At 73.4% G+C, this 13,588-nt stretch carries 1 protein-coding gene; it reads left to right on the top strand.

Annotated features, from left to right (window positions below):
- Positions 1–38: 38 nt before the first annotated feature.
- Entirely contained in the window at positions 39–13,568 is a 13,530-nt protein-coding gene (locus tag Dfulv_RS29090; protein ID WP_259856813.1) for a type I polyketide synthase, read from the top strand.
- Positions 13,569–13,588: the final 20 nt, after the last annotated feature.

Raw genomic sequence — 13,588 nt, 5'->3', positions numbered from 1 at the left:
CGCCGGCTCACCCGCTTCCAGAAAGGCACCGATCACCGATGAACGAAGACAAGCTGCGCGAGTACCTCAAGCGCGTCACGGTTGATCTGCACCGGACCCGGGAGCGTCTCAGCGAGGTCGAGCAGCAGGACCGCGAGCCGATCGCGATCGTCGCGATGAGCTGCCGCTTCCCGGGCGGGGTACGCACGCCTGAAGACCTGTGGCGGCTGCTCGCCGAAGGGCGTGACGCGGTCGGCCCGTTCCCGGACAACCGCGGCTGGGACCTCGAGCACCTGTTCCACCCCGACCCCGACCACCGGGGCACCTCCTACGGCCGCGAGGGCGGCTTCCTCTACGACGCCGACCGGTTCGACCCGGCGCCGTTCGGGATCTCGCCACGCGAGGCGCTCGGCATGGATCCGCAGCAGCGGCTGCTGCTGGAGGTGGCGTGGGAGGCGTTCGAGCGGGCCGGCATCGACGCCACCACCCTGCGGGGCAGCCGCACCGGCGTGTTCGTCGGCATCATGTACAACGACTACGGCGCACGCCTGCGCGAGATCCCGGAAGGGATGGAGGGCTACGTCGGCAACGGCAGCTCGCCGAGCATCGCCTCCGGCCGGATCGCCTACACCTTCGGCCTCGAAGGGCCCGCGGTCACGGTCGACACCGCCTGCTCGTCGTCGCTGGTGGCGCTGCACCTGGCGGCGACGGCGCTGCGCCGCGGCGAGTGCACCCTGGCGCTCGCGGGCGGCGCCACCGTCATGTCGACGCCGAACACGTTCATCGGCTTCAGCCGCCAGCGGGGCCTCGCCGCCGACGGGCGGTGCAAGTCGTTCTCCGACACCGCCGACGGCACCGGCTGGGGCGAGGGCGTCGGCCTGCTGCTCGTCGAGCGGCTGTCGGACGCACAGCGGCTCGGTCACCGCATCCTCGGTGTCCTGCGCGGCTCCGCCGTCAACCAGGACGGCGCCTCCAGCGGCCTCACCGCGCCGAACGGCCCGTCGCAGCGGCGCGTCATCACCGCGGCCCTCGCCGCCGCCGGCCTCACCGCCGGTGACGTCGACGCGGTCGAGGCGCACGGCACCGGCACGACCCTCGGCGACCCGATCGAGGCACAGGCGCTGCTCGCCACATACGGGCAAGGCCGCGACCGTCCCCTGTGGCTCGGCTCGGTGAAGTCGAACCTCGCACACACCCAGGCCGCCGCCGGCGTCGCCGGCATCATGAAGATGCTCCTGGCCATGCGGCACGGGTGGCTGCCCCGCACGCTGCACGTCCCGGCGCCGTCGTCGCACGTGGACTGGACCGCCGGCGCCGTCGAGCTGCTCACCGACGCGCAGCCGTGGCCGGCGTCCGACCGGCCGCGCCGCGCCGGCGTCTCGTCCTTCGGCGTCTCCGGTACCAACGCCCACGTCATCGTCGAGGAGCCGCCCCGGCCCGCGGAGACCGCCCCGCCCGCGGAGGAGCCGTGGGCGCCGCCCGTGCTGCCGCTGGTGCTGTCCGGCCGAACCGCGGCGGCGGTACCGGCACAGGCGGCCCGGCTACGCGACGCGCTCGACGGTGAACTCGCGGACGTCGCGTTCTCCCTCACCGCCGCGCGGTCCACCCTGGAGCACCGCGCCGTTGTCCTCGGCGCCGACCGCACGACGCTGCTGGCCGGCCTCGACGCGCTCGCCGCCGGCACCGCCGCACCTGGTGTCGTGCGGGGCAACACGGTGCCCGGCAAGTCCGCGATGTTGTTCACGGGTCAGGGTGCGCAGTGGTCGGGGATGGGCCGGGGGTTGTATGAGGTGTTCCCGGTGTTCGCGGCGGCGTATGACGCGGTCTGTGCTCATATTGAGGGCTTGCGGGATGTTGACGGTTCGGTGTTGGACGAGACGCGGTGGACGCAGCCGGCGTTGTTCGCGTTTGAGGTGGCCGCTTACCGGCTCCTCGAATCGTGGGGCCTGAGGCCGGACTTTCTGCTGGGCCATTCGATCGGTGAGTTGGCGGCGGCGCATGTGGCGGGTGTGTGGGATCTTGAAGGTGCGTGTCGGATTGTGGAGGCTCGTGGCCGTTTGATGCAGGCGTTGCCGTCGGGTGGCGCGATGATCGCGGTGCAGGCTTCCGAAGAAGCCGTGCGGGCCGTCCTGGTTGATGGTGTGTCGATTGCTGCGGTGAACGGTCCGGATGCGGTGGTGCTGTCCGGTGATGCGGATGCCGTCGAGGCGGTGGCCGCGTCCTTGAGCGTGAAGTCCAAGCGGTTGCGGGTCTCGCACGCGTTCCACTCCCACCGCATGGACGGCATGTTGGAGGAGTTCCGGGCGGTGGTCGCGTCCGTTCCCGCGTATGAGCCGGTCATTGCGGTGGTGCCGGCTGCTGATGGGGATTTCACGGATCCGGATTATTGGGTGCGGCAGGTGCGGGGGACCGTGCGGTTCGCCGACGGTGTGGCGACGCTGCGGGCTTCCGGTGTGTCTCGGTTCCTGGAGGTCGGACCCGACGGGGTGCTGTCGGCTCTGGTCGAGGACGGGATCCCGGTGGCGCGTAAGGGCCGCGACGAGGTGACCACGTTCCTGACGGCCGTGGCCAGGGCGCACGTGAGCGGGTGGTCGCCGGACTGGCGGCGCCTGTTCTCCGGCCGGCGGCTCGTCGACCTGCCCACGTACGCCTTCCAGCGGGAACGGTTCTGGCTCGACGACCCGGCCGGTCGCGGCGACGCGACCGCCGTCGGGCTGCGCACCGTGGACCACCCGCTGCTCGGCGCCGCACTCGGCCTGGCCGAGGGGGACGGCTTCGTCTTCACCAGCCGACTCTCGCTGCGTGACCAGCCCTGGCTGGCGGACCACGTGGTGCTGGGCGTACCGCTGCTGCCCGCGACCGCGTTCGCCGACCTGGCCCTGCGCGCGGCCGAGACGCTCGGCCACGACGGCCTCGACGAACTCGTCGTGGAGGCCCCGCTGACACTGCCTGATCCGGGCGCCGTGGACCTTCAGGTGGCCGTCGGCGCGCCGGACGGCACCGGCGGCAGGCCGTTCACCGTCCACTCGCGCGCGGAGGCGGACGACGGGCCGTGGACCCGCCACGCCACCGGGCGCCTCGGCGCCGGACCCGGCGGGGCGGCCGCCGACCTGTCCGCATGGCCGCCGCCCGGCGCGACGCCGGTGCCCGCCGACACGCTCTACGCCGAACTGCACGACGCCGGCCTCACCTACGGCCCGGTCTTCCAGGGCGTCCGGGCCGTCTGGCGGCGCGGCGCCGAGGTGTTCGCCGAGCTCGACCTGCCGGAGCCGGGCCGCGCCGACGTGTCCCGGTTCGGGCTGCACCCCGCCCTCCTCGACGCGGCGCTGCACACCCTGCGCTACGCCGACGCCGGCGACGGGACGCTGCTGCCCTTCGCGTTCCGTGGGATCCGGTTGTACGCCGCGGGCGCCGTCACCCTGCGGGCCCGCGTCACCCTCCGCGCCGCCACCACCGTTGCCGTCGACCTCGCCGACGAGACCGGCCGGCCCGTCGCCACCGTCGACACGCTCGACCTGCGGCCGGTGACCGCCGGGCAGCTCGGCCCCGCCCGCGACGCGCTGTTCCGTGTCGACCTCGTCCCTGTCACGTCCGGCACCACGGACGCCGGCCAGCTGCCGGTCGCCGCCGGTCAGCCCGGTGACACCCATGCCGACCTGGTCGCGCTGCGCACGTCCCTCGACGCCGGTGCACCGCCACCCGACCGGGTCCTCGCCGCCCTGGGCACGAGTGACGTGCACGCCGCGACCGGCTGGGCGCTGACGCTCGTCCAGGAATGGCTCGCCGAGCCCCGCCTGTCCGGCGCCGTCCTGGTCTTCACGCTCCCCGGCGACGGCCCGGCCGCTGCCGCGGTCGACGGCCTGGTGCGGTCGGCCCAGGCCGAGCACCCCGGCCGGTTCGCCGTCATCTCCGGCGTCCCCGCGGCCACCGCGGGCGGTGCCGCTCTCGTTCGGGCCCTGACGAGCGGCGAGCCGGTCACCGTCCTCGACGGCGACACGGTCCTCGCCCCGCGGCTCGCCCGGGCCGCGACGCCCGCCACCGGCGCGCCGGTCGCCGAGTGGAGCGCCGACGGCACCGTCCTCATCACCGGCGGCCTCGGCGGCCTCGGCGCGCGGATCGCCCGGCACCTCGTCACCGGGCACGGCGTGCGACGCCTCGTCCTGACCGGCCGGCGCGGCCCGGCAACCGACGGCGCCGCCGCGCTGCGCGACGAGCTCACCGCCCTCGGCGCCGCCGTGACCGTCGCCGCCTGCGACGTCACCGACCGGGCCGCACTCGCCGCGCTCATCGCCGAGCACCGGCCCCGCGGCGTCGTCCACACCGCCGGCGTCGTCGACGACGGCACCGTCACCGACCTCACCCCGGACCGGATCGGCGCGGTCCTGCGCCCCAAGGTCGACGGCGCGCTGCACCTGCACGACCTCACCCGCGACCTCGACCTCACCGCGTTTGTCCTGTTCTCCTCCCTGGCCGGCACCGTCGGCGCCGCCGGGCAGGCCGGCTACGCCGCCGCCAACAGCGCGCTCGACGCCATCGCCCGGCAACGCCACGCCGCGGGGCTGCCGGCGCTGTCCCTCGCCTGGGGGCTGTGGGAGGAGCGCAGCGGCATCACCGCCGGCCTCGCCGACGCCGACCGGGACCGTATGGCCCGCCACGGCGTCACCCCGCTGCCGACCGCCGACGCGCTCGCCCTGTTCGACGCCGCCTGCGCCGGATCGGCGCCGGTGCTCGTGCCGGCCCGGCTGCGCCTCGACGCGCTGCGTGACACCGGCACCGTCCCGGCCGTGCTGCGCGGCCTCGCCGGCACCACCGGCGGGCGCGGCGGTCGCACCCGACGTGAGGACGGCCTGGCCGACCGGCTGCGGCGACTGCCGGAGTCCGACCGCCTCCCGGCGCTGCTCCAGGTCGTGCGCCAGGAGGCCGCCGCCGTCCTCGGCCACGCCACCGCCAAGGACGTCGACCCGCACCGCGGCTTCCTCGAGTCCGGCTTCGACTCCCTCACCGCGCTGGAACTGCGCAACCGGCTCGCCGCCGCCACCGGCCTGGTCCTGCCCGCCACGGTCATCTTCGACCACCCGGCCCCCGACGCCATGGCCCGGCACCTGCTCGCCGAACTGCGTCTCGCCACCGCCCCGGCGATGACCGTCACACCGGTCGCGGCCACCGACGAGCCCGTCGCCATCGTCGCGATGAGCTGCCGTTACCCGGGCGGCGTACGGTCACCGGAGGATCTCTGGCGGCTCCTCGCCGACGGTACCGACGCGATCGGGCCGTTCCCCGGCGATCGCGGGTGGGACGTCGACCGGCTCTACCACCCGGACCCCGACCACCGCGGCACCAGCTACGCCCGCGAGGGCGGCTTCCTCTACGACGCCGCCGACTTCGACGCCGACCTCTTCGGCATCTCGCCCCGCGAAGCCCTCGCCACCGACCCGCAGCAGCGGCTGCTGCTGGAGTCGTCGTGGGAGCTGCTCGAACGGGCCGGCCTCGATCCGGCCGCGCTGCGCGGCAGCCCGACCGGCGTGTTCGTCGGGCTGATGTACAACGACTACGCCTCCCGGCTGCACGAGGTGCCCGACGGGCTCGAAGGCCACGTCGGCAACGGCTCGGCACCGAGTGTCGCCTCCGGTCGCGTCGCGTACTCGTTCGGCTTCGAAGGACCCGCCGTCACCGTCGACACCGCATGCTCCTCGTCGCTGGTGGCGCTGCACCTGGCGGCACAGGCGCTGCGGCGCGGGGAGTGCTCCCTCGCCGTCGCCGGCGGCGTGACGGTCATGTCGACCCCGGGCACCTTCATCGGCTTCAGCCGGCAGCGGGGCCTGGCCGTCGACGGGCGGTGCAAGGCGTTCTCCGACGATGCGGACGGCACCGGCTGGGGTGAGGGTGTCGGTCTGCTGTTGCTGGAGCGGTTGTCGGACGCGCGGCGCAACGGTCACCCGGTCCTGGCCGTGGTGAAGGGCAGCGCCGTCAACCAGGACGGTGCGTCCAGCAGTCTCACCGCCCCGAACGGTCCGTCGCAGCAACGGGTGATCCGGGCCGCGCTCGCCGCGGCGGGTGTCGCGGCCTCCGAGGTGGACGCGGTCGAGGCGCACGGCACCGGCACCGCGCTCGGCGACCCGATCGAGGCCCAGGCTCTCCTGGCGACCTACGGCCAGGGCCGGGATCGTCCCTTGTGGCTGGGCTCGGTCAAGTCGAACCTCGGCCACACCCAGGCCGCCTCCGGCGTGGCCGGGGTCATCAAGATGGTCCAGGCGATGCGTCATGGCGTGCTGCCCCGCACGCTGCACGTCTCCGCGCCGTCGTCGCACGTGGACTGGTCGGCGGGCGCCGTCGAGCTGCTCACCTCCGCGCGCGACTGGCCGGCCGTCGAGCGCCCACGCCGTGCGGGGGTGTCGTCGTTCGGCATCTCGGGCACAAACGCACACGTGGTCCTGGAGCAGGCTCCCGCGGTCGAGCCTGTTCCGGTGGATCGGGCGGTGTTGCCGGTGGTGCCGTGGCCGGTGTCGGCTCGGGGCGCGGCGGCGTTGGACGCGCAGGTGGACCGGCTGCGCGTGGTTGTGGGTGACCCGGCGGATGTCGGGTTCTCCCTGGCCACGACCCGCACGCAGTTCGATCACCGGGCGGTGCTGCTCGGTTCGTCGGTGGTGCGGGGTCGGGTCCGTGACGGCAGGAATGCGATGTTGTTCACGGGGCAGGGTGCGCAGTGGTCGGGGATGGGCCGGGGCCTGTATGAGGTGTTCCCGGTGTTCGCGGCGGCGTATGACGCGGTCTGCTCTCTTGTGGAAGGCCTGTGCGACGTCGACGGCCCGGTGTTGGACGAGACGCGGTGGACGCAGCCGGCGTTGTTCGCGTTTGAGGTGGCCGCTTACCGGCTCCTCGAATCGTGGGGCCTGAGGCCGGACTTTCTGCTGGGCCATTCGATCGGTGAGCTGGCGGCGGCGCATGTGGCGGGTGTTTGGGATCTTGAAGGCGCGTGCCGGATTGTGGAGGCTCGTGGCCGTTTGATGCAGGCGTTGCCGTCGGGTGGCGCGATGATCGCGGTGCAGGCTTCCGAAGAAGCCGTGCGGGCCGTCCTGGTTGATGGTGTGTCGATTGCTGCGGTGAACGGTCCGGATGCGGTGGTGCTGTCCGGTGATGCGGATGCCGTCGAGGCGGTGGCCGCGTCGTTGAACGTGAAGTCCAAGCGGTTGCGGGTGTCGCATGCGTTCCACTCCGCACGTATGGACGGGATGTTGGCGGAGTTCCGGGCGGTGGTGGCGGCGGTCCCGGTGCGTGAGCCGGTCATTGCGGTGGTGCCGGCTGCTGATGGGGATTTCACGGATCCGGATTATTGGGTGCGGCAGGTGCGGGGGACCGTGCGGTTCGCTGACGGTGTGGCGGTGCTGCGGGCTTCCGGTGTGTCCCGGTTCCTGGAGGTCGGACCTGACGGGGTGCTGTCGGCCCTGGTCGAGGACGGGATCCCGGTGGCGCGTAAGGGCCGCGATGAGGTGACCACGTTCCTGACGGCCGTGGCCAGGGCGCACGTGAGCGGGTGGTCGCCGGACTGGACGCGGGTGTTCGGTAACGCGGCCGTCGTGGAGCTGCCGACGTACCCGTTCCAGCGGCAGCGGTACTGGCTCGACGCCGGCGAACCGCGCACCGATGCCGAGTTCTGGGCCGCGATCGAAGCGCAGGCCGTGCCCGGCCTCGACGCTGCGGCGGTGGAGGCGTTGACGGCCTGGCGGCAACAGCGGCAGGCGGTCTCCACGGTGGACGGCTGGCTGTACCGGGAGGTATGGAAGCCACTGACACCGTCCGCAGGACCGTCCGGCCGGTGGGTCGTGGTCGGCGCGGACGCGGGTCCGATCGCCGAGGCGCTGGCTGCGACGGGTGCCGAGCCGGTGGTGGTGCCGTCGTTGAGCCAGGCCGGGCCGGGCGAGGTCGCGGGTGTCGTGGCGCTGGTGGACGACGCGGTCGCGGCGCTGGCGGCGGTGCAGGCCGGCATCCCGGCGCCGCTGTGGTGTGTCACGCGGGGCGGCACCGCCGATGACGTGTGGGGCCTCGGGCGGGTCGCGGCCCTGGAGCACCCGGACCGATGGGGTGGTCTGGTCGACCTGCCGGCCGAGCCGTCCGCTGCGGACCTTGCCGCGTTGTGCGGCGTGCTCGGCGGGGTGGAGGACCAGGTCTCGATCCGCGGCGGGAAGGCGTCGGGGCGCAGGCTGGCCCGCGCCACCGCTGCCGGGCCGTTGTGGGAGCCACGCGGCACGGTCCTGGTCACGGGTGGCACCGGCGCCCTGGGCGGGCACGTCGCCCGGTGGCTCCTCGCCTCGGGTGCCGATCGGGTGGTGCTGGCAGGCCGCCGGGGTGGCGCATCGGACGACGAGCGGGTGTCGTACGCCGCGTGTGACCTCGCCGACCGGCAGGCGGTCCAGGCACTGGTGGCGGAGGCGGCACCGGCGTCCGTGGTCCACGTCGCGGGGGTCGTTGATGACGGTGTCATCGACGGGCTCACCCCGGAGCGGATGGCGGCGGTCGCGGCGGCGAAGGTTGACGGCGCCCGCTATCTGGATGAGGCGACTCGTGGTCTGCGGCTGGACGCGTTTGTGCTGTTTTCGTCGTTTGCCGGTGCGGTGGGCTCGGCGGGGCAGGGTAACTATGCTGCCGCGAACGCCGCGTTGGATGGGGTCGCGCGGCGGCGTCGCGCGGCCGGGCTGCCGGCGGTATCGATCGCGTGGGGGCCGTGGGCCGGTGACGGGATGGCCGCCGAGGCGGGGGTCGCCGACCGGCAGCGCCGCGGCGGGGTGACGCCGATGCCGCCCGACCTGGCGGTCGCCGCGCTCGCCCGGCTCGCCATGGGTGCCGAACCGAACCCTGTCGTCGCCGACGTCGACTGGGAACGGTTCGGACCCGCGTTCGCGGCCAACCGGCCCGCGCCGCTCGTCGAGGACCTGGTCCCCGGCCGGCTCCGGCTGCCGGGCAGCGCCGCCGGGCAGTTCGGGGCGTTGCCGCCGGACGAGCTCGCGGCCCGCCTGCGTGACCTCGTGCGCGAGCAGGCGGCCGCCGTGCTCGGGCACGCCGACCCGGGGGTGATCCGGCCGGACCGCGCGTTCCGCGACCTCGGCTTCGACTCATTGACGGCGGTCGAGTTCCGCAACGCGGTCTCGGCCGGCACCGGCGTCGACCTGCCGTCGACGGTGGTCTTCGACCATCCCACGCCCGCCGCGCTCGTGGAGCTGCTCGTCCGGCGGCTCACCGGTACCGATGCCGCGACCACGTCCGCCGTCGGCGCCTCGCCGGTCGACGAGCCGGTCGCGGTGGTGGCGATGGCGGGCCGGTTCCCCGGCGGGGTCCGCACGCCGGAGGACCTGTGGGAGCTGCTCGCCGCGGGCCGTGACGGGCTGGCCGGCTTCCCGGCCGACCGGGGCTGGGACCTCGACGGGCTGTTCGACGACGACCCGGACCGCGCCGGGACGTCGTACACCCGGGTCGGCGCCTTCCTCGACGGCGTCGCCGACTTCGACGCGGGCCTGTTCGGGATCTCACCGCGCGAGGCCCTCGCGATGGATCCGCAGCAGCGGCTGCTGCTGGAGACGGCGTGGGAGGTGTTCGAGCGGGCCGGCGTCGACCCGCACTCCCTCAAGGGCACGCCCACCGGCGTGTTCGTCGGCACCAACGGGCAGGACTACCCGACCGTACTGGCCGCCGCCGAGGAGAACGTCGAGGGCTACCTCGGCACCGGCAACGCGGCGAGTGTCGTGTCGGGCCGGATCTCGTACACGTTCGGGCTCGAAGGACCCGCCGTCACGGTTGACACCGCCTGCTCGGCGTCGCTGGTGGCGCTGCACCTGGCGGCGCAGGCGCTGCGGCGCGGGGAGTGCTCCCTCGCCGTCGCCGGCGGTGCGACCGTGATGTCGACGCCGGGCGCCTTCGTGGAGTTCAGCCGGCAGCGTGGGCTCGCTCCGGACGGGCGGTGCAAGGCGTTCTCCGACGACGCGGACGGCACCGGCTGGGGTGAGGGTGTCGGTCTGCTGCTGCTGGAGCGGCTGTCCGATGCGCGGCGCAACGGGCGCACCATCCTGGCGGTGGTGAAGGGCAGTGCGGTCAATCAGGACGGTGCTTCCAACGGGCTCACCGCCCCGAACGGCCCGTCGCAGCAGCGTGTCATCCGGGCGGCGTTGGCCGCCGCCGGGCTCGAGGCGTCCGAGGTGGACGTGGTCGAGGCGCACGGTACCGGCACGGCGTTGGGTGACCCGATCGAGGCGCAGGCGCTGTTGGCGACCTACGGGCAGCACCGCGATCGTCCGCTGTGGCTGGGGTCGGTGAAGTCGAACCTCGGTCACACCCAGGCTGCCGCCGGTGTCGCCGGGGTGATGAAGATGGTCCTCGCCCTGCGGCACCGCACCCTGCCCCGCACACTGCACGTCACCGCACCCTCGTCACACGTCGACTGGTCGACCGGCGCCGTCGAGCTACTCACCGAGACCCGCGACTGGACTTCGGCCGGGCGTCCCCGACGTGCGGGTGTGTCCTCCTTCGGCATCTCGGGCACCAACGCGCACGTGATCATCGAGGAGGCGCCTGCGGTCGAGCCGGCTTCAACGGGCCGGGCGGCGCTGCCCGTCGTGCCGTGGCCGGTGTCGGCCCGCACCGAGGCGGCTGTCGACGCGCAGGTGGCGCGGCTGCGTTCACTCGACGCCGACCCGGTCGACGTCGGGTCCTCCCTGGCCACGACCCGGTCGCTGTTCGACCACCGGGCGGTGCTGCTCGGTTCGTCCGTGGTGCGCGGTCAGGTCCGCGACGGCAGGAATGCGATGTTGTTCACGGGGCAGGGTGCGCAGTGGTCGGGGATGGGCCGGGGCCTGTATGAGGTGTTCCCGGTGTTCGCGGCGGCGTATGACGCGGTCTGCTCTCTTGTGGAAGGCCTGTGCGACGTCGACGGCCCGGTGTTGGATGAGACGCGGTGGACGCAGCCGGCGTTGTTCGCGTTTGAGGTGGCCGCTTACCGGCTCCTCGAATCGTGGGGCCTGAGGCCGGACTTTCTGCTGGGGCATTCGATCGGTGAGCTGGCGGCGGCGCATGTGGCGGGTGTTTGGGATCTTGAAGGCGCGTGCCGGATTGTGGAGGCTCGTGGCCGTTTGATGCAGGCGTTGCCGTCGGGTGGCGCGATGATCGCCGTGCAGGCTTCCGAAGAAGCCGTGCGGGCCGCCCTGGTTGATGGCGCGGAGATCGCCGCAGTCAACGGACCGGACGCGGTGGTGATCTCCGGTGACGAGGATGCCGTCGAGGTCGTGGCCGCCTCGCTGAACGTGAAGTCCAAGCGGTTGCGGGTGTCGCACGCGTTCCATTCCCACCGGATGGACGGGATGTTGGAGGAGTTCCGGGCGGTGGTGGCGTCCGTCCCCGCGTATGAGCCGGTTGTTTCGGTGGTGCCGGCTGCTGATGGGGATTTCACGGATCCGGATTATTGGGTGCGGCAGGTGCGGGGGACCGTGCGGTTCGCTGACGGTGTGGCGACGCTGCGGGCTTCCGGTGTGTCCCGGTTCCTGGAGGTTGGACCCGACGGGGTGCTCTCCGCCCTGGTCGACGACGGGATCCCCGTCGCGCGCAAGGGCCGCGACGAGGTGACCGCCTTCCTGACGGCCGTGGCGAAGGCGCACGTGACCGGCTGGTCGCCGGACTGGACGCGGGTGTTCGGCAACGCGGCCGTGGTCGAGCTGCCGACGTACCCGTTCCAGCGGCAGCGGTTCTGGCCCACGGTCCGGCGGGTTCCACACGAGGACGCCGAGTTCTGGGCCGCGATCGAGGCGCAGGCCGTGCCCGGGCTCGACGCTGCGGCGGCGGAAGCGTTGACAGCGTGGCGTCGGCGGCGCCACACGGAGTCCACTGTGGATAATTGGTGCTACCGCGAGATCTGGAAGCCGCTGGCTGTAACCGGACGGCTGGCTGGTCGCTGGGTTGTGGTGGGCGCCGGTGCCGTTCCGATTGCTGAGGCGCTTACGGCGGCGGGTGCGGTGCCGGTGGTGGTGTCGTCGCCGCGCGAGATGCCTATCGGCGAGGTCGCGGGTGTTGTGGCGCTGGTGGATGACGCGGTGGCGGCGTTGGCGGTGGTGCAGGCGGGTGTCAGCGCACCGTTGTGGTGTGTTACGCGTGGTGCTGACGATGTGTGGGGTCTCGGGCGGGTTGCGGCGTTGGAGTACCCGGATCGGTGGGGTGGTCTGGTGGACTTGCCGGCCGAGCCGTCTGCTGCGGATCTTGTCGCGTTGTGTGGTGTGCTCGGTGGTGCTGAGGATCAGGTGAGGATCCGCGACGGGGTTGCGTCGGGGCGGCGGTTGGTGCGGGCCGTGGTCACCGGTCCGGAGTGGCGGCCGCGTGGCACGGTGCTGGTCACGGGTGGCACGGGTGCGTTGGGTGGGCATGTCGCCGGGTGGCTGCTCGCGTCGGGTGCGGAGCGGGTGGTGCTGGCGAGCCGCCGGGGTGGTGTGTCGGACGACGAGCGGGTGGTGTTCGCCGTCTGCGACGTGACCGACCGGCAAGCCGTCCATGACCTGGTCGGCCGGTACATTCTGTCGGCGGTGGTGCACGCGGCGGGGGTCGTTGATGACGGTGTCATCGACGGGCTCACGCCGGAGCGGATGGCGGCGGTCGCGGCGGCGAAGGTTGACGGTGCCCGCTATCTGGACGAGGCCACCCGTGGTCTGCGGCTGGACGCGTTTGTGCTGTTTTCGTCGTTCGCCGGAGCCGTGGGCTCGGCGGGGCAGGCCAACTACGCCGCCGCGAACGCCGCGCTCGACGGGATCGCGCGCGGGCGTCGTGCGGTGGGGTTGCCGGCGGTGTCGATCGCGTGGGGGCCGTGGGCCGGTGACGGGATGGCCGCCGAGGCGGGGATCGCCGACCGGCAGCGCCGCGGCGGGGTCGCGCCGATGGCACCCGCGCTCGCCGTCACCGCGCTCGCCCGGCTCGCCACCGGCGCCGAGATCGGCCCCGTCGTCGCCGACGTCGACTGGCAGCGGTTCGGCGCGGCCGTCACGCGCGCACGGCCCGTACCACTCGTCGAAGGCCTCTACCGGGGTGCGGACACGGCACCCGGCGGTATCACGGAACGGCTCGCCGGGCTGGCCCGGGGCGAACAGGAGGCGATCCTGCTCGACCTGGTCCGCGAACAGGCGGCCGCCGTGCTCGGCCACACCGGCGTCGAGCTGGTCGGCGCCGGCAACGCGTTCCGCGACCTCGGGTTCGACTCGCTGACGGCCGTCGAGTTCCGCAACGGGCTCGCCGCCCGGACCGGACTGCCGGTGCCGGCCACCGCCGTGTTCGACTACCCGACGCCCGCCGCGCTCGCCAACCACCTCCTCGACGAGGTGACCGGTGCGAACGCGGCGGACGCCGGGCTACCGGTCCTCGCCGACCTCGACAAGCTCGAAGCGGCGATTTCGGGGATTTCCCCAGAGGATGATCTGCACGCTGCCGTGCGTACCCGCCTGCATGTGATGCTTTCGAAGCTCGACAAGGTGCGCACGGCAGTATCGGAATCGGCCACCTCTCTGCGGTTCGACGCGGCGACGGACGACGAGCTCTTCACGTTCATCCACGAGGAGCTCGGCCGGACATGAGGTGAGCCAGGGGGACGGGG

Source organism: Dactylosporangium fulvum (assembly GCF_025137375.1).
GTDB classification, from domain to species: domain Bacteria; phylum Actinomycetota; class Actinomycetes; order Mycobacteriales; family Micromonosporaceae; genus Dactylosporangium; species Dactylosporangium fulvum.
Note: the sequence above shows the minus strand (reverse complement) of the source record. Positions and strands in the feature narration are given on the sequence as shown.